Source organism: Paenibacillus protaetiae (assembly GCF_004135365.1).
In the GTDB taxonomy this organism is placed as follows: domain Bacteria; phylum Bacillota; class Bacilli; order Paenibacillales; family Paenibacillaceae; genus Paenibacillus_AP; species Paenibacillus_AP protaetiae.
The window spans coordinates 3,335,711-3,361,572 of record NZ_CP035492.1 but is presented as its reverse complement, the minus strand read 5'-3'; the positions used below and the strand labels follow the sequence as shown (position 1 = coordinate 3,361,572).

Sequence of the window (25,862 nt, the reverse complement as noted above, 5' to 3'; positions counted from 1 at the left end):
TGCGGGCTGTCTTTAAGAGCTGTCTGCTCTAGCCGGCCTGTGCCGGTTGTGCTTTCACTGCGCCGTTTCGCTTGCCGGCCATATACCAGACGAGCAGCAGAAACGAGCCTCCACATACCGCCGTCAGCAGCTGATACACATGCTCATAAGCATGCGCCGGCCGAAGCGAGCTCATATGCTCCAGCATCAGGCCGCATACCGCCACCGAAGCCGATCCGCCAAAAAACTGGATCAGCTGCTGCAGCCCCATGCCCGAGCCGATATAAGTTTTGGGCAGCAGCTGTGTCGATTCATTGTTCAACGCCGCCGTCGTAAACGAATACGCCGAGGAGAACAGCATGTAACCGCCAACGATAACGTACGGCGAAGGTGACAGCACCAGTGAAAATACAATCAGCACAACGCCGATCAACCCGTGGCCAAGCATGAGAAACTTCCAATTGCCGTACCGGTCAATCCATTTGCCAAACGACCGGGACAAGGCGGCGGACAAAATCGCGCCCGGCGCGATCATAAAGCCAATTACCATCGCGTCTTTGCTAAACAGCTGGGCAAGCGCAAGTGGCATTAGGAACAGGTTGCCCATATTCACGACACCTGTGCAAAAAGCGATCGCCACCAGCTTGCCGTAACCCGGCTGCCGCAGCAGCTTCGGATTAATAAACGGCTCCTTCCGGATGCGCATATGCCACGCATGCGCGGCAAGAGACAGCAGACTGACCGCGAGCCAAACGAAAGACAGCTTCATGACCGCAAGCAGCAGCGTAGTTGTGTTCACCACAATCAGCAGCGCCCCGATGCTGTCGAAAGAAGCGGACTGCGGCTGCTCCTTAGGCAGAAACCGCAGCAGGACGGGAATCATAATCAGGACAAGGCAGGTTACGCCAAACAAGCCGTTCCAGCCCCAATATTTGCTGATCAGGCCGCCCGCTATCGGCCCGAAGCCAAACGCCATCGCGCTGCCCGCCGTAATCATCGTAATCGCCCGGCCCCGCCGGCTGGACGGAATATACCGGCTGACCAGCACCAGCCCGAGGCCTGCCATAACGCCCGCTCCGGCCGACTGCAAAATCCGGGCGGCAAGCAGCAGGCTAAAGCTGTGCGCAAACAAACCAAGCACCGAAGACAAGCCTAATATCGATAAGCCTACGGCCACCAGCTTGCGTACGGGAACACTGTCCGACAGCCGGCTGTAAATCACCGTTGTCAGCGCGTATCCAATCGAATACCCGGATACGATCCACGATCCGAGGTCCGCCGAAATATGAAGATCCCGAATAATATCGGGAATCGACACGTTAAACATCGTTGTGTTCATAACAACAATAAACAAACCAAACATCCATAAAGGCATGACCACTTTATCGTTCATAGCTGCACCACTCTTAAGCTGTATTCTGGCCGGACATAAAATCCGTTCTTAGTGTACTCCTTTTCAACCGGAGGTTCAATTTGTCCGCTCCGAACGGCTGGCCTCTGCCCTCCGCTAGTTTCGGCCAGCACGCACAAAATAAACAGCGTTCCGGAGTAATCCGGAACGCTGTTTATTTTATACCTGCTCACGCTGCAATTTCCTGCAGCTTGACCATTCCATTTGGCGTTATGCAGCATAACTGTAAACTTATCCTTTCACCCCGCCAAGCGTCATGCCTTTAACAAAATATTTTTGCAGGAACGGATAGACGATAATCATCGGCACGCTCGCCACAATCGTCATCGTTGCCCGGATCGAGGTTGGCGTAACATAGTTGGCGTTGCCGTTGCCGCTGTTGGCGAAAGCCGATCCTGCCGTCATCGAGGAGTTGGAGTTCGAGTTGGCCAGCATGCGCATCAGCTCGTATTGCAGCGTGCTCAGGTCCGGCTTCTGGGAGTTGTACAGGAATACGTCAAACCAGGAGTTCCACTGGTAGACGCCCGTAAACAGCGCAACCGTTGCCAGCGCCGGCAGCGCAAGCGGAAGCACGATTTGCATGAAGGTGCGGAAATCGCCTGCTCCGTCCATCCGGGCCGACTCGATAATGCCTTCCGGCAGCCCTTCGATAAAGGAGCGGATGACGATCATATTAAAGACGCCGATAATGCCCGGAACGATATACACCCAGAAGCTGCCGATCATGTCCAGATCGCGGATTAGCAAGTAGTTCGGAATTAAGCCGCCGTTCAAATACATCGTCAGCACGAACATCACGGTCACGAATTTGCGAAGCACGAACTCCGGCCGGCTGATCGTATAGGCCACCATGGCCGAAGCAAATACCGTAACCACCGTGCCGATGACGGTACGAAGGATAGAAATCATTGTCGCATGGATAATGGTCGCTTCTTTAAATACGTAATGATAGTTTCCCCAGCTGAACTGGCGCGGCCACAAATAAATGCCGCCTCGGATCGAGTCGCTGGCGTCATTAAGCGATACCATCAGCGTATTGACGAATGGATACAGCGTAACGATGGCCAGGCATACAAGGAATAGGACGTTTAACGTATCGAATATACGGTCGCTGGGCGAACCAAACCGTTTGTGCACTTTTTTCACCGGTGTCGTGGTTTGCATCGTTTTCTCCTCTCTTTCTAAAACAGTCTCTCTTCGCCCATTCGCTTCGCGATGGCGTTTGACGAGAACAACAGAATAAAGCTGACCACCGTTTTAAAAATGCCGGCTGCGGTCGCAAGTGAGAAGTTGCCCATCGATATCCCGTATTTCAGCACGAATATTTCGAGGTTTTCGGAGAAGTCCGCATTCATCCCGTTGCCCATCAAATATTGCGGTTCAAAGCCCGTCTCCAAAATATTGCCGAGATTCATAATCAGCAAAATAATAATGACCGGCTTCAGCCCTGGCAGCGTAATGCGCAATATCCGCTGGAACCGGCTGGCGCCGTCTATTTCAGCCGCTTCGTATTGAGCAGGATCTATCATCGTCATAGCCGCTAAATATACAATTGTATTCCAACCGACATCCTTCCAAACTTCGGAGATGCCGAGAATTCCCCAAAAGTAGTGACCAACCCCAAGCCACAGGACCGGTTCGTTAATAATATGAAGCCACATCAGCACTTTATTGATAATACCGTCCTCATCAATGGATAAAGCCGTCGAAATCAGGTTGGCCGCCACAACCCATGATATAAAGTGCGGCAAGTAACTGATCGTTTGTACGAAACGCTTAAATACGATAATACGAATCTCATTCAGCAAAATAGCCAGCACGATGGCGGTAACGAAACCAAGCACCAGCTTGATGACAGCCATCGCAATCGTATTGCGCAGCACGCGGATAAAGGAATCGTCTGCAAACAAAAAGCGGAACTGGTCGAGGCCAATCCACTCCTGTTGGAACATGCCCAGATTCGGGCGATAATGCTGGAACGCAATCGTCCATCCCCAGAGCGGAACATACTTGAATACAAATACCCAAATGACAAAAGGCAAAGACATGGCAAGCAGCGCCTTCTGCCTCATCATCAGTTTAAAAAAACGTTTAATCCCGGTTGGCTGCAGCACGGCCTGCGGGCTTGCTTCTGTCGTGACTGTTTCATTACGCATCGCTATTTCCTCCTCAAGTAACGGTTCCCCAACTAGCCGGTACGATGTAGGAAAGCCGGGCCTTGCTTTCAAGGCCCGACCTCTTACGTGATCGCCGCGCGGTTAGTTGCTGCTGCCCGTCACCTTTGCGATTTTGTCGGCGATTAATCCATCCATCGTCGTTTCGAAGCCTTTCACGTCAAGCTTGCTGAATTCCTTGATGTATTCGTCCCAGATGCCGTCGAATTGATCCGGCTTCGCCAGAACGAGTTTAGGGAAGTATTTCAGCTTCACGTCTTTCGATTTTTGCTGGAAGATTTGAGCAGGCGAACCTTGCTCAATGGCAATGCTCCATGCCGGGTACCAAGGACGGTCATCCGGTTTCGCAAACAGGTCGGAGAACGTTTGTACGCCGTATTTGGACAAAATGTTTTTGTCGCCTTCCGTAAACGAGGCTTGCGCCACTTCCGGCTGGCGGTTTACAGCAAGCGAGTTGCCGTCGCTGAGCGTCGAGCCCAGACCGTACATCGGCCAGCTGTAGTTGAAGTAAGTAAAGCCAACCTTTTGGTTCGTTGCATTGTCTTTGCGCGCTTCAATTTCTTCCGGCGTTTGATAGAAGCGGCCTTTGTCGTCCACTTCATAATTTTCGCCTTTGAAGCCCCATTGGATCATCACTTGGTTTTCTTCCTTCAACATGTTGTCGAAGTATTTGATAATCCGCACCGGATCTTTTGCGCTGGTCGTGATGCCTACGCCGCGGTTGTCAACAAACGAGTTCGGATCAAGGTATTGGTCTTTAATATCTTGGTCAAATACGACCGGCAGCGCCAAATAATCAAGATCATCATTGCCGGTTTTGCGGATGTTCTGAATCGCTTGGTCCACTTCCCACTCGTAGTCGAAAAATCCGAGCACTTTGCCGGAAGAGATTTTCGCCAGGTACTGGTCATAGTTGTTTACGAAAGAGGACTTGTCGTACAGCCCTTCGTTGTTAATTTCGTTCAGCTTTTTCAGCCAGCGCTTCGTGCTGTCATCATCCGAATAAATGTCGGATTTATGCGTTTGCATATCGACAATGACGTCGCCATCGTTCGGATAACCGGCCAGATGCATCGGCGCGTTAAAGATGCCCATCGTGCGCCAGTCATACGTCAGCGACGTAAAGCCTGTCAGGTCGTCGCCTTTATGCGCGTCGTTGTATTTTTTGATCAGGTCAAAATATTCGTCCAGCGTTTTGATTTTCGGATAGCCAAATTCCTTCAGCACGCGGCGTTGAATAAAGAACGCGCCTTGTTCAATCGTCGGAGCCGGCTGATAGTCGCCGACAACTGCAGAGAACGGAAGGAAATAAATGTTGCCGTCCGCTTGTTTCATTTGATTGTAATAAGGACCATACACCTTTTTAATGTTCGGCCCGTATTGATCAATCAGGTCGTTCAGCGGGATAAACGCTTTGGCGTCCAAAATTTTGTCGATAGCGGTATCCGGCGCAAGCACGTCCGGGTAGTCGCCGCTGGCGATCATCGTACCGATCTTCGTATTCACGTCGCCGACCGGGAACTGCAGCTTGAAGTTAACGCCGGTTTGCTCTTCCAGCTTTTTGCCGATTTCGGTCTGGTTCGAGTCAATATCCGGCACTTGGGAGTTCGCGTTAAAATACGTAAAGGTGACGGGCGTCAAGTCCTCTTTCGGCTCTGCGCTTGCCGAGCTGGACGGGCTCGCATCGCTGGAAGGCGCTGTTGATGCCGGAGTGGTGCTGCTGGAGCTGTTGCCGTTATTATTGCTGCTGCAGGCAGCAAGCGTAGCGGTCAAGGCAATGGTCAAGCTTAGTATCGAAAGCTTTTTACCGACCATGTCGTCTGAATCCCCTCTCATTTATTTTTTTGTAAGCACTTTCATTTTAATAAGAGAGCGGCTGCTCCGAAACCCGGTAAACTTTATACCCTACTTTGAAAATCATAGTTGTTGATCTGGTTCCCTGTACCGATGGCAAGGTAGTTCGATGGTCACAATCGTCCCCTGGTCTCTGGAACTGTCCAGCTCAAACTTGAATTGCTCGCGGTAGTTCAGCTTTAAACGGTAATACGCGTTGCGGATGCCGACATGATCGCCAATCGACTCTTCGGTTTCGAGCGAGCGGCGGATTTCGTTCAGATGCTCCTCTTCGATGCCCAGCCCGTTATCCTTGATTGTTGTAATAAGCTTGTCGCCGCATACCCGGATGGAGAGGTCGATGAGACCCTGCTCCTTGAGCGGCTCGATGCCGTGAATGCTGGCGTTTTCGACAAACGGCAGCACCGCCATCTTCGGAATGATACAACCATAGGCTTCTTCATCAATGTGCAGCTTGTACTCCAGCTTATCGCCGAACCGGTACTTTTGAATTTCCAGGAAGCAGTTGATCAGCTCCAGCTCTTCCCGCACATACACCCAGTCATGGTCCCAGGACAGCGATTTGCGGAAAATTTTTGCCATATTGTGAATGATTTTGGCAGTTTCCTGCTCCTTCTTCAGCAGGCTTCTCATCCGGATCGTCTCCAGCGCGTTAAACAGGAAGTGGGGGTTAATCTGGCTTTGCAGCGCGTGGAGCTGCGCCTGGTTACGCTTAATTTCCAGATCCTTGCGCTCGATGTCAGCCAAGTACACATCATCGATCAGGCTGCCGATCTGCAGCGTCATCCGGTTGAATTCATTCGTCAGCTGCCCGATTTCGTCCCGGTATTGGTCCTGATTAATCGTCTCGAAATGATGATTGCGCACTTTTTTCATATGCTTCAATATCCGCACAATCCGGACGTTGAGCGAACTCGTGAACCAAATGATGACAAGCGTAGGAACAACCAGAATCGGAATAGCCAAATACAGCACGAAGTTGCGGGAACGGTGAACGTCCTTCAGCACCTCGTCCTCGGGAAACAGGCCTTCAATACGCCAGCCCCGCAAATAATCGACATTATTAAAATATTGATTGAACACCAGCGTGCCGGAAGGAATCGCAATGCTGTCGAACGAAACGTCCTTGCTTTTCCAGCCGAGATCGGGATCATTGGTAAAATCGATCCGGCCGGCCGGATTAATCAAGTACAGATGGCCTTGCAGCGTCGTATTTTGGAACAAGCTGCTGACTGTGTCGAGGCTGATGTCGATTTTCAGCACTTTGTTTCTAAAGTTTTGATATTTGTTATAGTTCAAACGGCGGGCGACCGTATACGTAATTTCCGGACCTTTGTACGTCTCGGTTTCGTTGCGGATCACAATCGGCTGCGAGCCGGGCATGCTCATCGCTTCCTGGTACCACAGCTGATTCCGGACCTCGCTCGTAATCGGAAGCATGCCTCCGCCGCCGATGATCGAATTATTGCTCGTATAGATCGAAATATTTTGGATGGCTTTATAAATGGGGGTGTAACGATATAAGGTCGGGCTGATTTCCGAATAATAGGCGTCGACATATTCCGTAGCCGACTCATATGTTTTTTCCATGGCGTCATTCAGCAGATTATCCGTATACAAAACGGAAGAAATGCCGACCGCCACATCGATTTGCGCCAGAAAATCGTTGCGGATCTGTTCCATCGCCTTGGACATGTCGTTTGTTTTCTGCTGCTTGACGTGATGGGTTGTCACCTGGTAGAACACGATGTTGGTTACGACAATCGGGATAAATACGGAAAGGGTATAGACGATGAGCATCTTGCCCCGGAGGCGGATATTGTTAAAGCTAAATAACATAGATGACCCCCGCACACTTATTTGGGAAGCAGCTTATTGCGGTAGGCGGTAGGCGTTTTTCCTTCCACCTTCTCAAACTTGCTTACAAAGTAATCGGCATTATCGAAGCCTACGCAGCGCGCGATTTCATACACCCGCATCTCCGTCTGGCGGAGCAGCCGCTTGGCGTTATCGATCCGAATCTGCAGCAGGAAATCGTTAAAATAGAGGCCAAACGTCTTCCTGAACAGCTGCCCGAGATAAGCCGGGTTCATATAAAAGCTGGCGGCGATGCTCTTCAAGCTGATATCTTCGCTGTAATGCTGCTCAATATAGCTTTTGATGCGCATCATGTCGCTTCTTGTGTTTTTCTTGCGCAAGCCGGCGGCCATAAGCGCGCTTTCTTCCATAAAGGCGCTGAGCCGCTCCTTTAAGCCTTGCAGCGTAACCGGCTGGTTCGGCCATTGCATCACAGGCTCCAGCGACTGAAGCTCGTTCTCGTCGCCTTGCATCGCCCGGATCGAGCCGATCACGGCAAATACAAACCGGGCAACCGCATTTTGAACCGCTTCAGGCGCAAACGCTTTTTGCTGGATGACCTCGAATATCCAGTCCACGCTTGCATGCATCGCTTCCAGGTTTCCCTCTTCCAGCTGTTCCATCAGCCTCGCATAATCAGCCGCCTCAAACTCGATATAACGGAGCCCGCCGGCGCCGATCTGGTCATAGGAAAGCAGCTGCCGCCCGGCATAAGCATACTTGTAGTCCATCAGCTCCATAGCCGCGGCGTAACTATTGTTAATGTCCGCAAGCCGATCCACTTCAGTCCCCAAATAAGCAAGAACAGGGAAGGCTAATTGCCCGGACAGCCGTTCCGCCAGCTTCCTTGCTTTATCCTCCCGCTCGCTTTTGCCGGTATGGAACGAAATTTTGAACGGGAAGCCGTATACGCCGTACCGGTGTTCGTGAAGATGCAGCTGCTGATCCGCGGCAAAACCAAGCTCTGCAGCCGTCTGGGCGATCAGCTGGCGGAATTGCTGGATTTGGTCCTTTGCTGCATTAGCGCCTGCGCCGGGTTTAGGAAGATCGTTAATTTCGACGATCAGATAGCCGTAACGGCCGGACAGCTGCAAGTCAAGCAAATCGGCAATGCCGCGCAGCTCCTCCTCCGCAGCTTCTCCCCGCAGCAGCCTGGCAAGCGCCTTGAGGCTGTAGCCGGCGCGCTCTTCCAGCTTCATCTTGTCCTTATTAATTTGGACGGCCAGACGGGTTAAGGAATCCATCAGCTCGTCTTCGTCAATCGGCTTTAATATAAAATCTTTGACCCCAAACTTAATTGCCTGCTGGGCGTATTTAAAGTCGCCGTAGCCGCTTATAATAATAAACTTGGTTTCATGATTGCCGGAATCCCGCACGGTCCGGATCAGCTCCAGGCCGTCCAGCACCGGCATCCGGATATCGGTGATGACCAAGTCCGGCTTCGTGTCTGCAATGATCCGAAGCGCTTCCTCCCCGTCTCCCGCTTCCTCTGCCACCTCGTAGCCTAAGCGTTCCCAATTGATTAAATCGCGGAGCCCTTGTCTTGCATAAATCTCGTCTTCCACCAAGATTACTTTATACATGAATGGACCTCCTTTTTGGGGCCGCGCCTGCGTCTCGCGCACAGGCGCGGGCTGCTTTCATTCCTGCCGGCTTATATGGCCTGCGCCGCCAAGCTACGGCATATAAATCCGGTAACGGCCGCTTAAAGCAAGCACAGCGAATAGATACAGACAGTTGTCGTAATACCTTCTTACGCCGGTCCGGACCGGCGTATTCCACAACAGCCTTACCGCCGCTTCGGCATTCGGTCCGCCGGCTGCCAGCGAAGCCGCCGCATTGGTCGCCAGAAGGCCGACCGGATGGAGCGATTTTTCCTCCAGCGGCTCGCCGCTGATTGTGTACCGCCGATAATCTTCAGGCGGGATACCGGCAAAAAACGCCTGGATCCGGCCGGCTTCCTCAGGCTGCCATTCATCCGCGCGGAACCATTCATAGTCGAGCCCGACGTTCGCCGCTACCCGGTAAGAGTCGCTGAAAAATTTGCCGTAGCCGCGCGAGTCGTTAGGCGTTCCGTCATAATGCGCATATTCCGGCGCCAGCCCTGTTTCCGGATGGCACGCCAGGCGCAGGTAAGCGCGGCTTGCTTCTGCCGCTTCCTTCCAGAATGTGCGGTCCTCCGGATATGCCCACAGCGCAAACAGCTCGTAAAAATGCGGCAAATGATAGGACGGATCGGAATAATCGCAGTTCGGAATAAATTTGATCAGCTTATGGTGCGGATCCCACATCGGATAGCCGACGCCGTCTTCTCCTTTATGCAGGCAGGTCCGCAGCAGATCGCGCGCCTGCTTGCCATAATCGAACGGCGCTTCCCGGTCGCCCCAGCGATGGGAGGCGAACAGCAGCGCCATGGCGAAAAACTCCTCGCCGTCCGGCGCCGGGCCGTTCGAGCGGCGGGTGCCGTCGGTATTGCAGGACCATGCAAAATAACCGGCATTCTCCCCCTCCGTCATGTACATGTATGTATGCGTCCATTTCCATATGCGGTCAAATACATCCTGGCGGTCCAGCTGAACCGCAGCCATCATGCCGTAAGACATCCCTTCGGTCCGAACATCCAGATTGCCCGTGTCAAGCAAATACCCCATGTCCCCGCCTGCTTCGTAATAAATGCGGGTTTCCTCCGGGCCTTCAAACAGCTTGGCCCAAGTGTCCTGTACTCTTGCTTCAATTTCCCGTTCCGAATATCCCAGCTCCTGAAATACATTGCGGTACAAACCGGTTGCATACGCGCCTTGTGCTTGTGCCATTGCCGCTTCCTCCTTAACTGTATTTGATCAGTTTTTGTAATCGCTTTCATAAAATATAGGCAAGAAGACCCTGAATTTCAGGCACATTATAGCACACTGTTTAAACAGGACTCTTATCAAATATAGGCATAAACGGATCACAATTTCGCAAAAAGTGAGAAAAAGGCAGCCGTATTTGAAAAGCTGCATGTACGCTGCCTTTTTCCATGTGCGGGTTACTTTTGGTTAGCTGTAGAGAACTGGATTGGCGTTCCGCTGACGGAGCTCCGCAGCACATCCCGGAATACGAATGCCGCTACGTTGTTGTAATTGCTGTAGTAATCGGACAAATCATCATTAAAGAACTGGACAACGCTTACTTTAAACACCGGATAAACAAAAGTGGAACCAAACAAAGCCCTTGCAGCCGCAAAGCTAAACAGCTTATTCGTGCGGAAGGCGATCGTATACAGCTTAACGATTTGTTCCGGCGCAAATTTCCGTACAAGCGGACGGACCGCTTTGCCGGTGACGGCGTTCGCCACGTTTACTTGAAATTGTAAGTTGCCTATCCGTTTGCGGAGTACCATCAGCGTTGCAAGCGCAACCGCTTTGCTTTGCCCCTTAACGCTTAACGTTACGCTGTAAATGCCGCCCGGCTGCTGCTGCAGCGGACCTACGCGTACAAGCGGGTCTTGGCCGATGGAATATTTGATTTCATTGTAATACGTCACCTCAGGCGGTGACAATCCTACTCTTCGATTCGACTTGCTAGATTCAGCCATTCTACTGCCCCTCTCTGAGGCTCCAATAAGGACCGCCGGAGCCAGCTCCATACATCGTATGGCGGCAGCATACGGCCTGGCACTGCCATCACCTATCATTTTCGATCCCAAAAGATAGAAAAAAAAGACGCTCGCTTGAGCGTCTATCCGTTGCGGAGCATCTGCTTCCTTTATCCGGCCATGTCCGGCTGTTCCCGCTTCGCCGCAGCCGTCTTCGGCCATCTCGCCGCAATCAGCTCCGCTGCATATAGAAGCGCCGTCAAGCCTGCCAGCGACACGAGTACGGAGACCGGAACAAGAACATGATAAGGAGAATGAGAGAAAAACGGGATGATGGCAACGGCCACTATCGGAGGCGCATTCCATTTCATCCGCTTGATCAGCCAGATCGCAAAAAGCACATTAATAAACAATGTAACCGTACCGGGATAAATCAAATACAGCAGCGTGCCGGCCAACGATGAAACGACTGCGCCCAGCGTAATTTTACAATATTCGGCCAAATGGAACGAACGTGCCGCAAACAAGAAGCCAAACGCGCCAAGCGCCGGGAAAAACAAGGTGTCCAGAAACGAAACATGCAGCGACAGCCAATAAATAAAAGCAATATAAATGCCAACAGCAATAACTTTGATATTCATGTTGAACTACCAGTCCCTGCTTACTAGTTTTAGATCATTTGAGAAGCCTTCTAATGACGGCCTGCTATATTCTATAAAACTTACAGGAACGGTGTCAACGATTCTCCCACCATTAGGACGAAGTTCCAGCAGTCTGCTTGCCGCTCTCCAGCGGCTTAAATACTTGGAAATAAACCCACACCGCATTCATGAGCAGCAAAGCCCCGGTTACATAGAACACATCCCTTACGCCAAGCCAAGCCGACACTTCTCCGCCCATAGCCGCTCCGGCAAATACACCCAAATAAGCAGCCGACATATTCAAGCCGAATATCCGGCCTGTCAGTGCAGACGGGGTAATTTTCTTCATCAATATATTCACGGAAGGCGACAAGCCTCCAACGGTTAAGCCAAGCAGGAAGCGAAGCGCCATCAGCTGCCATACATTATGCACAAACGCTTGCGGGATAAATAACAGGCCGGCCGCCGCAAGCGAAACGAGCATCACTTTGTGCGCCCCGATCCGGTCGGACAGCTTCCCGAGACGCGGCGCGGCAAAAATGTTCGCCAGCCCCGAGGCGGAGAACGTAATGCCTGCGATCAGCGCCACATGGCCCAAGCTGCGGGATAACCCGTCTACATAGACGGTAATGACCGGCTCCACCGAATACATCGCCACCGTAATAACCAAAAAGGTAATAAACAGCATCACCGTCAGTTTTTTTTCCGGAATACGGCTCCATGTTTCTGACATGCTCAACACTTTTTTATCCGATCGGACAAATGTTTCTTTCACGAAAAACAGCGTTGTCAGGAAAGCGATCAGCATAAACCCGCCTGTAATAAAAAAGACGTTCTGCATGCCGAAGTTTTCCTCAATAAAGCCGCCAATCAGCGGTCCGAGCAGGGAGCCGGCAATATTGGCCGTCGACAGCGTGCCCAGCGCGTACCCGGAATGCGCCTTGTCGGTCTGCGTAGCAATCAGTGTCGTGCATGCCGTGCCGTAGCCGGTAATGACGCCTTGCAGCAGGCGCAGCCCGATCAGCACATAGACGTTATGCGCAAAACCCATACAGCCGACAACAAGCGCCATGCCGAGGCTTGCCCGCAGCAGCATCGGCTTGCGGCCGATTTTATCGGCGGCATAACCCCAGATCGGCGAGAATACAGCCGAGACGATATAAGTGATGCCAAACGCAATTCCGGAATATTGCGATACCGCGGAGGCATGGTCAACCCCAAGCTGTCTAATAAAAAGCGGCAGCACCGGCGCAATTTGGCTCATGCCGACGCCCGTCACAAACATGCCAAACCAGCATACGATCAAATTCCGTCTCCATATCGGCATATGCAGCCCTCCAGCAAAGGAACGCCTCACCAGTCTAATCCTGGCGAGGCGTCCGCATCGTTCATTCCTGTTCCAATGTTATTGCAGCGAGCCTGCCCACTCTCCAACGGTCATGACTTCAGCCTGGCGGGGGAATACTTTCTCCACCAGCACGCGATGCACTTCCGGGTCGCCGTCCAGGCATGCATCCGACAATACGGTCAGCGCAAAGTCTTTATCCGCTGCTTCTCTGAGCGTGGACAATACAACGCCGCTTGTAGCAATTCCGGTAAGAATCAGCGTATCCACTTGCATAGCGCGCAAAATCACTTCCAAATCGCTGCCGGCAAAGGCGCTGACGCGGCGTTTGACCACAACCAGCTCGCCTGGCTGCGGCTTAACAGACGCATGAATCTGGGTAGCTTCCTCCAGCTCGGTCATGCCGCCGTATTGCGCAATGCGGGAAAATGCTTTATTCCGGAGCGACGTCTCCGGGTATCCTTCACGGAAAGCCACCCGGACGTAAATAACCGGAATATCATGCTGGCGCGCCGCTTCAATCGCTTTTTGAAAAGGCTGCAGATTGTTGTCCGCAAACCGCGATACAATCCCGTTTTGCAAATCCATGACCAGCAGTGCTGCTTTATGCAGATGAGACATTCATGTTCACTCCTTATTCATTATGGTATTATTAAACGGAGACCTCTCCACTTGATATTAAGCGGAGATATCTCCGCTTGTCAAGCAATCCGCCAAGCCAAGGATAGAAGGAAGGGATACCCGTGAATGACATCCAACTAACGAATACTCGCACGGAGCGGCGGGATGCCGCCGCCAACCGCCAGCGAATTTTGAACGCGGCTTTGAAGCTGTTCGACCAGCATGGCGTGGAGCAGGTCAGCATGAACCAGATCGCAACGGAAGCCAAGATCGGCCCGGGAACGCTGTACCGCCGGTATAAAAATAAAAGCGAGCTGTGCCTCGATTTAATTAAAGATCATTTGGATCTGCTTTTTGATGATTTGGAAGCCTATTTAGCGGATAACGAATCGCTCCCGCCGAGCGAACGTTTAAGAGGGCTGATCGCGCTGTTCCTCCGTTTCCGCGAAAAAAAGGCGCAGCTGCTCGCCGGAGTCGAAGAAGCCGGCAGCTCCCGGCCGAAAAACCGCGGGAGGGGGCCGGTCTACGAAGAGCTGCATCAGCTCATTGTGCAGCTGTTTGACGAAATGGCGCTCGCCGCCCCGCCTGCCGAACCGCGCGCCAACAGCGTCTTCCGCGCCGATATGCTGCTGAGTGCGCTAAGCAGCGATTCATACCTGTTCCAGCGGGACGGGCGCGGCTATACGCCGGAGCAGATTTGGGAGCAGCTGTGCTTAACCTTCTTCCCTCAGCAGCTCCGTTAAGGAACGATTACGCCAAGCTTAAGCAGCGATCAACAAACAATCGGACAGACAGCGCCAATCCCGGCATTCGACAAAGGGGGCGCTGTTTTTGTCTTTCCGCTGGAAACGGCACCAGGCAGAAATTTAACGGCCGGGTGCGGCCGGCGGCACATTCCAGCAGCTGCGGGGTGATTGACAACAGGATTGACAAACCGCTGCCGTTGTTATATCTTCAATTCAAGATAAATGAAACAAAGATAATTGAACTGAAGATATATAAGGGGGCGTTTCCGTTGCCGAACCATTCATCTGTCCCGTCAGAAGGAACCGAAGAAGAAGAGCTGTCGCTCAAGCTGCTCGTCGTGATGTCGAAGGCTTACAAAAGCGTAATGGACAAAGCCGCCAAAGATATTAAAAGCTACGGCATCTCCGTAACCGAATTCGGCATTCTCGAAGTGCTGTACAACAAAGGCGAAATACCGATTCAGCAAATTGGCGGCAAAGTGCTTATTACAAGCGGGACGATGACCTACAACATCGACAAGCTGGCCGGCAAAGGGCTTGTGAGGCGGATGCCTTGCGCCGAGGACCGAAGAGTCATTAATGCGGCATTGACCGATGAAGGCCGCCGGCTGTTTGACCGTATTTTTCCCCAGCACAGGTCGCAATTAACCGCCATTATGCAAAGCCTGTCCAGCGCGCAAAAACAGCAGGCCATTGAGCTGCTGAAACAATTAGGCAAAGGAGCGAATGAACAATGACTACCACATATCGCAGCATTGAAGGAACGTTTAGAGGAGCGCCTGTCCATATGGTAGGCGACGGATTCCGGGTGTCGAACTATTTTCCGGGCGGCAGCAACTTGGGGCAGCGCTTCAGCCCGTTTATTTTATTGGATTACAATGCACCGTACGAGTTTCCGCCAAGCGAGCGCGTACGAGGGGTCGGAGCGCATCCGCACCGCGGCTTCGAGACGGTCACGATCGCTTATGACGGCTATATTGAGCATCATGACAGCAAAGGCAATCACGGCATTATCGGTCCCGGGGATGTACAGTGGATGACCGCGGGCTCCGGCCTGCTGCACAAAGAATACCATGAACGCGAGTTTTCCCGCCGAGGCGGGCTGTTCCATATGATTCAGCTATGGGTTAATTTGCCCCGCGCCCACAAAATGCATGCTCCGCGCTACCAGGAATTGCTGAAAAGCGGCATGGGCCGCGAAGAGCTGCCGGATAACGGCGGCGAAGTGCGGGTCATCGCCGGCGAATATAACGGCGTGCGTGGTCCGGCCGAAACCTTCACGCCGGTGAACCTGTTCGACATTGCCTTCCGGCAGGGGGGCAAAGCAGAATTTACACTTCCGGCATCGTACAACACGGCTGCGCTTGTGCTGAGAGGCAGCGCGGTTATTAACGGCAGCCAGCAGGCGGCAGAAGGAGATTTCATTCTGTTCGCCAACACCGAAGGGGCGATTGCCATTGAAGGGCAAACCGACGATACGCTCGTCATCGTGCTTAGCGGCGAACCGATCGACGAGCCGGTATTCCAGCACGGTCCGTTCGTCATGAACAGCCGCGAAGAGCTGATCGAAGCGTTCCAGGACTTTCAGCAAGGCAAAATGGGCCACCCGGATTTCTAAGCAACTTTGAGCGGATGCGGCGCGGCACAGTGCAAGGCGCGGCATAGTGCAAAGCGCGGCACAGTGCAGGGAGCAGCTTGGAAAAATGCCGCACTCCGCGCCGCTTCCTCCCATGCAGCTGCGCCATCTGCGTGTTCCGCGCCCGTGCTATCAACCACGCCCGCGTTTACTGCGCGCAGCGCAAAACAAGTTGCTCCACGCTTCCGGTTTCAGCGTGTTCCGCGCATTCTGCAAAACACGGTAAAAGGCGTTCCCGCTTCGCAGGAACGCCTTTTTTTGTCCGCCTGCACTCGCCTGTTCCCGCCGCTGCGCCGCTTTAAGCGTATAAGTACGACTTCACATCGCTGCCGATAAACATTCTCCAGACGATCAGATTGTAAGGGTACGACCAATCTATCGTCGGTTCCGGCTCGTTAAACATCTGATGCAGCCGGTTGCTGTTAAAAATAATCGAACCCCGCTGATCGAATGCAAGGCCATCCACCCACATCATCCGGTCATCGGATACGATCCGGTAAAAGCCGCCCGTTCCCGGTTGGTACAAGCCAACCCCCTTTTCTTCCAGCATCGTAAAATAAATATTGCCTTTGTTATCCGCATTCATGCCGTCGGTTGTCGTCCCTTTGCTGCCAATCGCCCGGACCGCGCGGCCGACAGCCTCGAGCGGCGTATGAAAATCCATAAGAAGCGCCGTGTCCACCGCATACAAATTCCGCCCGGAAATCGGGCAATAATAAAGCGTTGAACGGTCTGCGGACAATGCGATGCCGTCACAGCCGATGCGGAGCGGCTTGCCCGTATAGACGGGCTGCAGATCAATCGCAAACCGGAAGCCGGGAAAATCCTGCGTGCTGTAATGGCCGCCCAGTACACGCCGGAATGTGCCGGTTCGCATGTTAAACACAATAATGGCGGCATCAACCGGATGGTCCGGCCACCCGTTTCCCGAGTCGGTTATATAAACGAAGCCATGTTTATGATCGACGGCAAGATCGTTCAGAAACGATGTGCGGTAAGGCGCAATGTCATTCGGAATAACAAACGACGCCAGCTGTTCATTGCGGTCCAAATCCCAGACGATCAGCTTCTGCGAGCCTTCCGGCGAAGGCGCATAGTTGATTTTGCCCTGATCGAGTATCCACATCCGGTTATGCTCGTCTATTTCATACCCAAGTACCGATTGGAGGGCATGAACATGCCCGGCCTGGTTCCATTCCCAGCTCGGAAAGGCGTCCAGCACCGGCTTGCCTTGCTTCAACACAATCCGGTTCAGCGTAGCCGGAATGCCTTCCGCCCAGCGCGGTACAGACACATAATAATTACCCTGCCGGTCCGTCTTTACTCCCCCCGGCATGCATTTGCGCCAATACTGATGAGAATGGAATTCCCGCTCCATCCGTTCATTGGGGAAATGCCAATCGAGATGGTTCCAATAAAACAGCATCTCGTAGCTGCCGGCTTCCCTGTTCTCCGTCCGCATCCTGTATCCCCCGCCCCGTTTGCATCATTCCATCCACTATATGCGCCAAGCGGCGGGTTCAGCCCATTACAAGAAAGGATGCGCCTAGCGGGGTCCTAACAGGCAACCTAAAACGGCCTTTGCTCCGATCATCCGGAGCAAAGGCCGTTACTGTTGTCATGTTATTGGACAAGATGAAGCTCGCCGCTAATGCCAAGCGTGCGGGAAGTCGTCGTCTGAATTTCGCGGATCAGCTCCGGATGCTCCAGCAGCTTGACGCCGTACGAAGGAATCATTTCTTTAATTTTCGGCTCCCATTCTTTCATGTGCTGCGGGAAACATCTTTCCATTACTTCCAGCATAACCGATACGGCGGTCGAAGCGCCCGGCGATGCGCCAAGCAACGCGGCGATGGAACCGTCGCCCGCGCTGATCACTTCCGTGCCGAACTGCAGCGTGCCTTTGCCGGCTGCCGTATCTTTAATAATTTGCACGCGCTGGCCGGCAACGAGCAAATCCCAGTCTTCGCTGTTAGCGTCCGGAATGAATTGGCGCAGCTCCTGCATGCGCTGTTCTTTGGACAACATCACCTGCTTGATCAGATACGTGGTCAAGGAAGCGTTCTTGACGCCGGCCGCCAGCATCGTAAACAGGTTATGCGGCTTGACGGACGTAATAAGATCCATCATGGAGCCGGTTTTCAGGAACTTCGGCGAGAAGCCTGCAAACGGGCCAAACAGCAGCGATTCTTTGCCTTCGATCAGCCGCGTATCCAAGTGAGGCACCGACATTGGCGGAGCGCCTACCGGAGCCTGGCCGTATACTTTGGCATGATGCTTCGATACGATCTCCGGCTTCTGGCATACCATGAACAAGCCGCTGACCGGGAAACCGCCGATGCCTTTTCCTTCCGGAATGCCGGATTTTTGCAGCAGATGAAGGCTTCCGCCGCCGCCGCCGATAAATACAAATTTGGCGGTATGGCGTTCGGTTCCGCCGCCGGCAAGATCCTTCACTTTAACTTCCCACAGGCCGCCGCTTGTCCGCTTCAAATCTTCAACATGGTGCTTATATTTCAATTCAACGTTTTTGCTCTTCAAATGGTTAAACAGCATACGCGTCAGAGCGCCAAAGTTGACGTCTGTACCGGCAGTGCTCCTTGTCGCCGCAATCGGCTTGTTCACGTCGCGGTCCTTCATCATAAGCGGAATCCATTCCGCCAGCTTCGCAGGGTCGTCGGAATATTCCATGCCTGCAAACAGCGGGTTGCGGGAAAGCGCTTCAAAACGTTTTTTCAAAAAGGTGACGTCTTTCTCCCCTTGAACAAAACTCATATGCGGTACCGGCACAATAAAATCGCGGGGATTGCGGATCAAATTGCTATTGACGAGATAAGACCAAAACTGTTTGGACACCTGAAATTCTTCATTGACCTTAATGGCTTTGTTAATATCCATCGTGCCGTCCGGTTTCTCGACGGTGTAGTTCAGCTCGCACAGCGAAGAATGGCCCGTTCCGGCATTGTTCCATTCGTTGGAGCTTTCCTCACCTGCGCTTGCAAGGCTTTCAAACACTGTAATTTTCCAGTCCGGTACTAATTCCTTCAGCAGCGACCCCAAAGTCGCACTCATGATTCCGGCACCAATTAAGATAACGTCTGCATTGGTTTGTCTGTCGCTCATTTTACCGTCCGTCCTTACATGCTAATATTTGAACAAAATAAACAACCGCTGCTGCCATCCATCCCCGGCAGCTCAACGCGGTTTCATCATACAACCTCTTAATCCAATATAACCTGATTCTAGTATAGCACTTTTTATATCGTTTAAGGTATCCATAATTCATGCTGGAAATCTTACCCTAAGTCTACATCAGCGGGCGGACATATTCAAACAGCGCTCCCGGGCGCAGCCGCATGATTGAAGCTGCCGGCCGCTCCGTTCAATAGAATGGAACGAATGGATTCAGCTCGTTTCATTATACAAATGACATCTTCTTTTATACAATAAATGTATGCTGCGGCAAACGAAAGGAGCGGAAGATGATGGATTTTGTGAACAAAGTGGCTCTCGTAACGGGCGGGGGCACAGGAATCGGACGGGCGGCCAGCCTCGCGCTGGCAAAACAAGGGGCGGTCGTCATCGTCAATTACTCGCGTTCCAAGAACGAGGCAGACGAGACGGTCCGGCTGATCACCAGCGACGGAGGCACCGCGGCGGCCATGAAAGCGGATGTATCCCGCGATGAAGAGGTCCGGCTTATGGTGGATACGATTGTCCGGCAGTTCGGCACCATTGACTTGCTTGTCAATAATGCAAGCATTACCCGCCATATTCCGCTGAATGACTTGGAGGCAGCGACGGAAGCTGTATGGGATGACCTGTTTGACGTTAATGTGAAAGGCATGTTTTATTGCGCGCGGGCGGTCGCCCCTTATATGAGAAAAAACAGCAGAGGCGCGATCGTCAATCTGGGCAGCATTGCCGGAACGACCGGCGTCGGCTCCTCGCTGCCTTATGCGGTGTCCAAAGCAGCCGTTCACGGGCTGACCAAATCGCTGGCGCATGCGCTCGCTCCGGAAATCCGCGTCAACTGCATTGTGCCGGGCGCCGTCGCAACCCGGTGGTGGGCCGGCAAAGAAGAGCAAATGAACCGGCTCGCTCCCCGACTGCCGCTGCAGCGGATCTCAACGCCGGAGGATATCGCGGCTATGATCTGCGCCGCGCTGGGCCAGGACGCGATGACCGGCCAGATCATTACGGTAGACAGCGGCCAAACGTTATAACGGCCCATCCGGGCTGCAGCATCATACCGCTCTGCGGAACCGGACGGGCTGTTATTCGCTCGCCAATCGCCAGCCGGCGATCGTTATTGTCCTTTTGCTGCAGACGAAGCGGCGCCGCTGTTATTTCCCTGCGCTTCGATTGCAGCTTTGCGCGGCTTGAAAGCCGCGGCCAGCACAAGCGCCGCGCCAATGCCCGACATCGACCACAACACCTTCAGGCTGATGCCGGGTACGTCCACGCCGCTGAAGTACAACGAGTTCCGGAGCGCGGAAGCGACGAACCGGAACGGCGTCCACGAGTACAACCAGTCTTGCGTCGTTTGCGGCAAAAATTCAGGCGCCATATTGACGACGGGCAGCGAGAAAAACATCAGCAAAATAAGGAGCGGCATCGCCGGCATGCCAAGCCAGTTCAGCAGCGTTGACTGCACTGCAAAAAATGCGATGCCTGCCAGCATTAAGATCAGCCATGTATGAGAGGCATCGGCAAAGTCCATGCCGTACCAGGAATGCGCCATCCAGACCAGGTATCCGGAAACGCCGGCAATAAACACCGCCCCGGCAACAAGCTGAACGGCCTGCACGCCTAAACGGCGCACGGGCGCCGCGTTAACCTTCTTCGCGGCAAACATCAGAATGATGCTCACTACCAGACTGCCGATCCACATAATTTGCGTCAGCATGCCCGGCGCATTGCCGCTTGCGTTGTTAGCGCCCACCGGATGCACCGTCTCTTGGGTGACGGCAAAAGGATTCATCATCGCTTGAGCCGTGCTGACCGGAATTACAGCCGAGGAAGCCCCGGCCTGGCCAAGCAGCTGCTGGGTCAAGCCCGCGCTAATGCCCTGCGCCACTTGTCCAAGCACCTGCTTTACCGTCGCAGATGCCTGCGCATTCGCCCCGTCGCTGCCAATAATCGTAATCGTTGCCGGCTGCGGCGTCCCGGTTGCAAGCGAAAGCACACCGGCGCTTAAATCGGGCGGAATAAGGAGCGCGCCGTAATAATCCTGCCGGTCGAGCCCCGCGCGCGCCTCCGATTCCGTGGATACGACATGCCATTCAAAAGGCAGCGCCGTATTCGAAAGCAGATTTTTTTTCACCTCTTCCCCGACATTTAAGGCGCTGCCGTCAGGCCGTGCAGCCGCCTTGTCCTCTACGACAAGCGCAACCGGCAAATGCTGCGGCTTCGCGCCAAGCACCGAGCCCATCATGGCCAGGCCGAATACCATCATGACAACAAAAACGGCAACAAGCCCTATCCATAATAACTTCTGTTTAAATATAGCCACTCCGCTCTCTCCTTCTTCTCACTTAATGAACATCGTGTTGATTATTGGTCACACCGTTAATTATAATAGGTGTAAGCTGCAGTTCAATCGTCAATGTAAAAGAACATTGTCAAGTAGTGAGCACACATGGCGGATATGTTCATTAACGCCGCCGTTTTCTCCAGGAAGCCAGGAGGTTATCATGTCCGACAAAATCGACCGGCGACAAGCCAGAACGAAACAGCTGCTCCGCCAGGCGCTGCTGGAGCTGATTACAGAGAAAGGCGTCGACAAGCTGACTGTCACCGACATTACAACACGAGCCGACGTTAACCGCGGCACGTTCTATTTGCATTACCGGGATGCGCCCGACATGCTGAAGCAGATTCAGGATGAAGTTTTTGAAACGATCCGTTCGCTGATCCAGGAAATGAATATGCTTGATCTGATGAATTATGCGGAAAGGGATGAACCTTATCCCAAAACGGTTGCACTGCTGGAGGAGTTCGCCCGTCACGGCCGTTTTTTGCGGGTGACGCTGGGGACGAAAGGCGATCCGGTGTATGCGACAAGGTTCCATGATACGATGCGTGAGCTGTTTACTGCCAAGCTGGCATTCTGGCAGCCGAAGGATGAAGACATGCTTGTTCCGCGCGAGTATTTGATTACGTATATGGCCTCCGCCAACATCGGCGTCGTAACCCGCTGGCTTGAGACCGGCATGAAGGAATCGCCGCGGGAAATCGCGCTTATCTTAATGCGGCTGATCAATCACGGTCCGTTGACGGCTACGGGGCTGCGCAATAAAACATTCGCCTGAACCGGCGGCTTAAGCAGGCATACCGCCGCAAACAAAAACCCTTCCGCCTAATAGGCAGAAGGGTTCGCAGCCCGATAGGGCGCTTCCGAATTGACCGGAACGGTAAAGCTTCACCCGGCGAGCAGCCGGTAGACAGCCGCCGCCCCGTTATCCTCACTTCGGCCGGTACCTCCAAGCGGCAGCAAAGCCGGCCCCGACTTATTCCAAAAATCCCGGCCACCAGGAGTGGTACATCTCTATGTACAGCCGGTTTGCCGCATCGTTCACTTCTTTTGGCGTGGAGAAGTTGCTGTTATATACCGCAAGCGCGGCATCGTAGGCTTCTCCCTTGAATTGGGCTGCCGCCGCGTCATCAATGAGCGCTTTCAGACGGTCTTTCACAGCCATTCCGGGAGCTATCCGGGCATGCGTCGCTTGTTCGAAGGCGTAGCCCATCTCGATCAGCTTCTCTTCTGTAAAAGCATCCCCTGTAATTTGCAGGTTAATGGATTCGCCGTTGCCGCCTTCGGCTGTCCGGTATCCCGCCGGAACGGTAATGCTCGGATAACCCGCTTTGGCCGCAATACCTGTTGTCGCCCCGTTTAACCCGATCAGCCCGTCAAGCTTGTACTTGTCCAGCAAATAGTTAATGCCGTTCTTTCTCGCGTATGCGATATCGGCCGCCCGCTGCTCCTGCTGCGCTTTATAGTCGGCGGAACCCGGCGTCATATCGTATCCTTCGCTTTCCAGTAATATGCTTTGACCGTAATTTAATACATCCGGATGTTTGCTGTTATAGTCGATAATATCCTGCAATGATGTGATGACGGTTTGATTATCGCTGGCTAACGGCGGATTAGACTGCCCCTTCAAATAACGGTTAATGTCTTCTTTGAAATCGTAGTACAGCACCTTCGACGCAGGAGCGCTTGGCAGTTCATCCGCCATGTCGCCGCCTTTATCCGCGTAAACGATTGTAGCGCCCTGCTCCTGCAGCACTTGGATCGTCTTCTGGAACGTCTCGTATACGTCCGGCTGCGTCTCTTTGTTCGGAGTGCGGTAAACGCCGAGAACTTTGCCCTTTAAGCCGTCCGTCTTCAAATAATCGGTGTAGTTCTCCATATGCGATTGAAGATAAGGTTCATCGACCTTAATTTCGTTGTCCAGCCCCATATTAATATGTACATCATCAGGGTCGTAGCCTTGTATGGCCGTCAGCAGTTCCGCAACGTCAGCGACATCCCGCCCCATCGGGCCGGCCGTGTCCTGGCTATGCGCCAAAGGAATAATGCCGTTCCGGCTGACAAGCCCAACCGTCGGCTTCAAGCCGACCAAGGAGTTCCGCTGAGACGGCGACAGGATCGAGCCGGATGTTTCGGTGCCGATGGTAATGGCGGCCAGCGCAGCGGCCCCGCCGGCGCCGGATCCGGAGGATGAACCGGATACGTCAATGACGCCGGGCTTGTACGGATTAAGCACCTGGCCATGCAGCGTAGAATAACCGCTTCGCATGCCGCTTGCGATAAAATTGGCAAATTCGGACAAGTTCGTTTTTCCTAATATAATAGCGCCGGATTTTTTCAGCTGGCCCGCCAGGAATGAATCGTTCTCGGGGAAGTTATTGGCCAGCGCAATGGAACCGGCCGTCGTCGGCATCCCGTCCGCTTTTGCCGTCCCGATGTTATCCTTGATCAATACAGGAATGCCGAACATGCCGGCCGCTTTGGAAGGATCGGCTTTAACAGCCGCGTCACATGCCCGGGCCAGCGCAAGCGCGTTCGGATTCAGGCTTGCAATCGCATCTAATTGAACCGTGTAGTTGTTATACAGGTCGATGCGGGTCAAATACATGCCGACCAGCTTCTCGTAAGTCAGCTTGCCCGCTTTCACCGCAGCTTGCATATCGGCAATGGAAGCTGCCTGCAAATCAATCGTTAACGCATCCAGCGCGACCTGTAAAGTAAGCCGGGCCTCATTGATTTTATAAACTGTGCTGTTCGGCGTCAGATTACTTACCATGCTAAGCGCATACGCTACGTTATCTCTATAGGCGGCCGGGTATTGGCCGAGCGGAATGCCTTTTGCCTTTTGGACAACTGCCTTCAATTCGTTCAGCGCCTTTGTAGTGGTTGACGCATCGCTAATTAAATCAGACGGATTCATGCCGGCATAAACAGGAGTGCTGCTCAACAACGCGATACTTAAGACCGGAGCAACCATCATGTTGATCATCTTCCGCTTCTTCGTTCTGCTCATTGTGATCCTCTCCTTTTTTATGTTATGTATCCTTACACAAAAATAAAGTACCACAGTTATTGTTATTGTTCAAAGCTTTTATTGTAAATATATATAACATAAATATTACGTAATGAGGATTGGCCATACACCTGAACCATGGCCAGGTATATCGTACTGCATCAAAAGAACCGCCAAGCGTATACTTGGCGGTTCTCTCCTGACAAATCTATTGAAATGCAACAAACGTTAAATGCTGATCCTGCAAATATTGAATGATAGCGGGAAGCGCTTTGACTGTGTTGTTATCCTCGTGCAGAACATATACTCCGCCGGAAGCTTTCACTTGATGGAAATAACGGATAATATCCTCCGGCTTCTTCGCATTCCAGTCTTCCGGATCCCGGTTCCATAAAAGAACCTTCAGATTCTGTTTCTTGGCAGCGGACATAAGCGAATCATCCACCGCGCCATATGGCGGCCGGAACAGCGTAACCGCCTGATGCGTCAGCGATTCCAGCACCTGATTCGTATCCGACAGCTCATCCTGCTGATCTTGCAGCGTCACTTTCGTTAATTCGCGGTGATCCCAGGAGTGGTTGCCAACCGACATGCCTTGTTCGCTTGCATAAATCACTGCATCGGGATTGCGCTTTGCATTTTTCCCGACAAACAAGAATGTCCCTACGACCTGATGTTCGGTCAAAATGTCCACGATCTGTTTCGTCCGCGGGGAAGGACCGTCGTCAAAGGTTAAAGCGACATAATGCTCCGGCAGCCCAAAAAATTTTTCGCTGCCGCTAATGTCGATTATTTTGTAGCCTTCCGGCTGATCATCCGGCGCCCGGGCCGCCACGGCCGCCTTCGCATACGCCGCGCCGTCCTCGTACAGCCGGTGAATAAGGGGCGGAACAGCAACCGGCATATTCAGGTCCGCCGCATCCGCTTTGCCCCCGCCAAGCAGGCTTACCGATTCGCCCCTGCCTTCGGAGGTGTTCGACAACAACGCCATCAGGCCGACCAGCACCAGAAGCGGAATTGCCATTTTCGGCAAACGCACGTACCAGGCGCGGGATCGCCGCCTTCCAGCTGTTTCCGTCTGATTCGCCGCTTCCGAGGCGCAGTCCGGCTTCATCCGGCTATCCTCCGGCGGAGCAGGCGGAAGCTGCCTGAGCTGCTTAATTTGATGGATATACGATTCACTGCATGCAAAATACAGCGTATCCCGGGACGTGTCCGTTGTTCTGACAATCGAACTGTAATAGGCGTTCCGGAAAGGATCCCACTTGGAGTAGGGAGAGAGCCGAATCCTGCCTCCGCTTAATGGCTTTAATGCTTCAAGCTCAAAATACGTAAACTCGTCTAATGCGATGACGTGTGTGGATTGCCGATCGTCTTGCGTAACAGCCACCTTCATCCGGCCTTTACCGTCGGACGTTACCCCAAGCGACAGCAGCTCCATCACCTGTATGCTGTATGTCTCCATCCCCATG

Annotated in this window: 21 protein-coding genes; 5 read left to right on the top strand and 16 right to left on the bottom strand. The window is 53.0% G+C overall.

Features of this window, described 5'->3' with window-relative positions:
* Positions 1–28 precede the first annotated feature (28 nt).
* The 11 genes from ET464_RS15565 to ET464_RS15515 form a co-directional block, all read right to left on the bottom strand.
* Complete coding sequence (locus ET464_RS15565; protein WP_129442405.1) at positions 29–1,372, bottom strand: MFS transporter; 1,344 nt, start codon at positions 1,370–1,372, stop codon at positions 29–31.
* A 249-nt stretch (positions 1,373–1,621) separates the two neighbouring features.
* Complete coding sequence (locus ET464_RS15560; protein WP_129442402.1) at positions 1,622–2,554, bottom strand: carbohydrate ABC transporter permease; 933 nt, start codon at positions 2,552–2,554, stop codon at positions 1,622–1,624.
* A gap of 17 nt (positions 2,555–2,571) precedes the next feature.
* Complete coding sequence (locus ET464_RS15555) at positions 2,572–3,546, bottom strand: ABC transporter permease (RefSeq protein WP_244226561.1); 975 nt, start codon at positions 3,544–3,546, stop codon at positions 2,572–2,574.
* Positions 3,547–3,648: 102 nt separating this feature from the next.
* On the bottom strand, positions 3,649–5,379 hold the full coding sequence (locus ET464_RS15550) for an ABC transporter substrate-binding protein (protein WP_129442399.1): 1,731 nt from the start codon (positions 5,377–5,379) through the stop codon (positions 3,649–3,651).
* 102 nt (positions 5,380–5,481) lie between these two features.
* The gene (locus tag ET464_RS15545; RefSeq protein WP_129442396.1) at positions 5,482–7,257 is read right to left on the bottom strand and encodes a cache domain-containing sensor histidine kinase; all 1,776 of its coding nucleotides are present in this window, start codon (positions 7,255–7,257) and stop codon (positions 5,482–5,484) included.
* A 17-nt stretch (positions 7,258–7,274) separates the two neighbouring features.
* Positions 7,275–8,858 carry a response regulator gene (locus ET464_RS15540; protein ID WP_129442394.1) on the bottom strand — a complete coding sequence of 528 codons (1,584 nt, stop codon included), beginning with the start codon at positions 8,856–8,858 and terminating at the stop codon, positions 7,275–7,277.
* A 93-nt stretch (positions 8,859–8,951) separates the two neighbouring features.
* Positions 8,952–10,088, bottom strand: a complete 1,137-nt coding sequence (locus ET464_RS15535) for a family 8 glycosyl hydrolase (protein WP_129442391.1) — start codon at positions 10,086–10,088, stop codon at positions 8,952–8,954.
* Positions 10,089–10,303: 215 nt separating this feature from the next.
* On the bottom strand, positions 10,304–10,852 hold the full coding sequence (locus tag ET464_RS15530; RefSeq protein ID WP_129442388.1) for a hypothetical protein: 549 nt from the start codon (positions 10,850–10,852) through the stop codon (positions 10,304–10,306).
* 170 nt (positions 10,853–11,022) lie between these two features.
* Entirely contained in the window at positions 11,023–11,493 is a 471-nt protein-coding gene (locus ET464_RS15525) for an HPP family protein (protein WP_129442385.1), read from the bottom strand.
* Between the two features lie 112 nt (positions 11,494–11,605).
* Positions 11,606–12,820 (bottom strand): multidrug efflux MFS transporter, encoded by a 1,215-nt coding sequence (locus ET464_RS15520; protein ID WP_129442383.1) that lies wholly within the window; start codon positions 12,818–12,820, stop codon positions 11,606–11,608.
* A gap of 78 nt (positions 12,821–12,898) precedes the next feature.
* The gene (locus ET464_RS15515; RefSeq protein ID WP_129442380.1) at positions 12,899–13,459 is read right to left on the bottom strand and encodes a cysteine hydrolase family protein; all 561 of its coding nucleotides are present in this window, start codon (positions 13,457–13,459) and stop codon (positions 12,899–12,901) included.
* Positions 13,460–13,581: 122 nt separating this feature from the next.
* Here ET464_RS15515 and ET464_RS15510 point away from each other — a divergent pair, with 122 nt between their 5' ends.
* The 3 genes from ET464_RS15510 to ET464_RS15500 all read left to right on the top strand — a co-directional run bounded on the left by ET464_RS15510 (position 13,582) and on the right by ET464_RS15500 (position 15,823).
* Positions 13,582–14,202 carry a TetR/AcrR family transcriptional regulator gene (locus tag ET464_RS15510; RefSeq protein ID WP_129442377.1) on the top strand — a complete coding sequence of 207 codons (621 nt, stop codon included), beginning with the start codon at positions 13,582–13,584 and terminating at the stop codon, positions 14,200–14,202.
* Positions 14,203–14,546: 344 nt separating this feature from the next.
* Positions 14,547–14,942, top strand: a complete 396-nt coding sequence (locus tag ET464_RS15505) for a MarR family winged helix-turn-helix transcriptional regulator (RefSeq protein ID WP_129444464.1) — start codon at positions 14,547–14,549, stop codon at positions 14,940–14,942.
* Positions 14,939–15,823: a pirin family protein gene (locus ET464_RS15500; RefSeq protein ID WP_129442374.1), complete on the top strand. Its 885-nt coding sequence runs from the start codon at positions 14,939–14,941 to the stop codon at positions 15,821–15,823. Before ET464_RS15505 ends, ET464_RS15500 begins: the two co-directional genes overlap by 4 nt.
* A gap of 316 nt (positions 15,824–16,139) precedes the next feature.
* Here the strand turns inward: ET464_RS15500 and ET464_RS15495 are convergent, their stop codons facing one another.
* Both ET464_RS15495 and ET464_RS15490 read right to left on the bottom strand, forming a co-directional pair.
* The gene (locus tag ET464_RS15495; protein ID WP_244226560.1) at positions 16,140–17,303 is read right to left on the bottom strand and encodes a major royal jelly family protein; all 1,164 of its coding nucleotides are present in this window, start codon (positions 17,301–17,303) and stop codon (positions 16,140–16,142) included.
* Positions 17,304–17,464: 161 nt separating this feature from the next.
* Positions 17,465–18,964 (bottom strand): malate:quinone oxidoreductase, encoded by a 1,500-nt coding sequence (locus ET464_RS15490; protein WP_129442372.1) that lies wholly within the window; start codon positions 18,962–18,964, stop codon positions 17,465–17,467.
* 362 nt (positions 18,965–19,326) lie between these two features.
* On the opposite strand from ET464_RS15490, the gene ET464_RS15485 reads away from it, so the two are divergent.
* Entirely contained in the window at positions 19,327–20,067 is a 741-nt protein-coding gene (locus ET464_RS15485) for an SDR family NAD(P)-dependent oxidoreductase (RefSeq protein WP_129444460.1), read from the top strand.
* 83 nt (positions 20,068–20,150) lie between these two features.
* Here the strand turns inward: ET464_RS15485 and ET464_RS15480 are convergent, their stop codons facing one another.
* Entirely contained in the window at positions 20,151–21,356 is a 1,206-nt protein-coding gene (locus ET464_RS15480; RefSeq protein ID WP_129442369.1) for a YhgE/Pip domain-containing protein, read from the bottom strand.
* A gap of 181 nt (positions 21,357–21,537) precedes the next feature.
* Between ET464_RS15480 and ET464_RS15475 the strand changes: the two genes are divergently transcribed.
* Entirely contained in the window at positions 21,538–22,155 is a 618-nt protein-coding gene (locus ET464_RS15475) for a TetR/AcrR family transcriptional regulator (protein WP_165280025.1), read from the top strand.
* 198 nt (positions 22,156–22,353) lie between these two features.
* Here the strand turns inward: ET464_RS15475 and ET464_RS15470 are convergent, their stop codons facing one another.
* Positions 22,354–24,390, bottom strand: coding sequence for an amidase family protein (locus ET464_RS15470; RefSeq protein WP_129442363.1), 2,037 nt, complete (start codon positions 24,388–24,390; stop codon positions 22,354–22,356).
* Positions 24,391–24,598: 208 nt separating this feature from the next.
* Positions 24,599–25,861, bottom strand: coding sequence for a polysaccharide deacetylase family protein (locus tag ET464_RS15465; protein ID WP_165280024.1), 1,263 nt, complete (start codon positions 25,859–25,861; stop codon positions 24,599–24,601).
* Position 25,862 lies beyond the last annotated feature (1 nt).

What these genes read in the sequence shown, in the direction of transcription:
- ET464_RS15565 (WP_129442405.1), bottom strand. Translation starts at nt 1,372, where the DNA reads ATGAACGATAAAGTGGTCATGCCTTTATGGATGTTTGGTTTGTTTATT.
- ET464_RS15560 (WP_129442402.1), bottom strand. Translation starts at nt 2,554, where the DNA reads ATGCAAACCACGACACCGGTGAAAAAAGTGCACAAACGGTTTGGTTCG.
- ET464_RS15555 (WP_244226561.1), bottom strand. Translation starts at nt 3,546, where the DNA reads ATGCGTAATGAAACAGTCACGACAGAAGCAAGCCCGCAGGCCGTGCTG.
- ET464_RS15550 (WP_129442399.1), bottom strand. Translation starts at nt 5,379, where the DNA reads ATGGTCGGTAAAAAGCTTTCGATACTAAGCTTGACCATTGCCTTGACC.
- ET464_RS15545 (WP_129442396.1), bottom strand. Translation starts at nt 7,257, where the DNA reads ATGTTATTTAGCTTTAACAATATCCGCCTCCGGGGCAAGATGCTCATC.
- ET464_RS15540 (WP_129442394.1), bottom strand. Translation starts at nt 8,858, where the DNA reads ATGTATAAAGTAATCTTGGTGGAAGACGAGATTTATGCAAGACAAGGG.
- ET464_RS15535 (WP_129442391.1), bottom strand. Translation starts at nt 10,088, where the DNA reads ATGGCACAAGCACAAGGCGCGTATGCAACCGGTTTGTACCGCAATGTA.
- ET464_RS15530 (WP_129442388.1), bottom strand. Translation starts at nt 10,852, where the DNA reads ATGGCTGAATCTAGCAAGTCGAATCGAAGAGTAGGATTGTCACCGCCT.
- ET464_RS15525 (WP_129442385.1), bottom strand. Translation starts at nt 11,493, where the DNA reads ATGAATATCAAAGTTATTGCTGTTGGCATTTATATTGCTTTTATTTAT.
- ET464_RS15520 (WP_129442383.1), bottom strand. Translation starts at nt 12,820, where the DNA reads ATGCCGATATGGAGACGGAATTTGATCGTATGCTGGTTTGGCATGTTT.
- ET464_RS15515 (WP_129442380.1), bottom strand. Translation starts at nt 13,459, where the DNA reads ATGTCTCATCTGCATAAAGCAGCACTGCTGGTCATGGATTTGCAAAAC.
- ET464_RS15505 (WP_129444464.1), top strand. Translation starts at nt 14,547, where the DNA reads ATGTCGAAGGCTTACAAAAGCGTAATGGACAAAGCCGCCAAAGATATT.
- ET464_RS15500 (WP_129442374.1), top strand. Translation starts at nt 14,939, where the DNA reads ATGACTACCACATATCGCAGCATTGAAGGAACGTTTAGAGGAGCGCCT.
- ET464_RS15495 (WP_244226560.1), bottom strand. Translation starts at nt 17,303, where the DNA reads ATGCGGACGGAGAACAGGGAAGCCGGCAGCTACGAGATGCTGTTTTAT.
- ET464_RS15490 (WP_129442372.1), bottom strand. Translation starts at nt 18,964, where the DNA reads ATGAGCGACAGACAAACCAATGCAGACGTTATCTTAATTGGTGCCGGA.
- ET464_RS15485 (WP_129444460.1), top strand. Translation starts at nt 19,327, where the DNA reads ATGGATTTTGTGAACAAAGTGGCTCTCGTAACGGGCGGGGGCACAGGA.
- ET464_RS15475 (WP_165280025.1), top strand. Translation starts at nt 21,538, where the DNA reads ATGTCCGACAAAATCGACCGGCGACAAGCCAGAACGAAACAGCTGCTC.
- ET464_RS15470 (WP_129442363.1), bottom strand. Translation starts at nt 24,390, where the DNA reads ATGAGCAGAACGAAGAAGCGGAAGATGATCAACATGATGGTTGCTCCG.
- ET464_RS15465 (WP_165280024.1), bottom strand. Translation starts at nt 25,861, where the DNA reads ATGGGGATGGAGACATACAGCATACAGGTGATGGAGCTGCTGTCGCTT.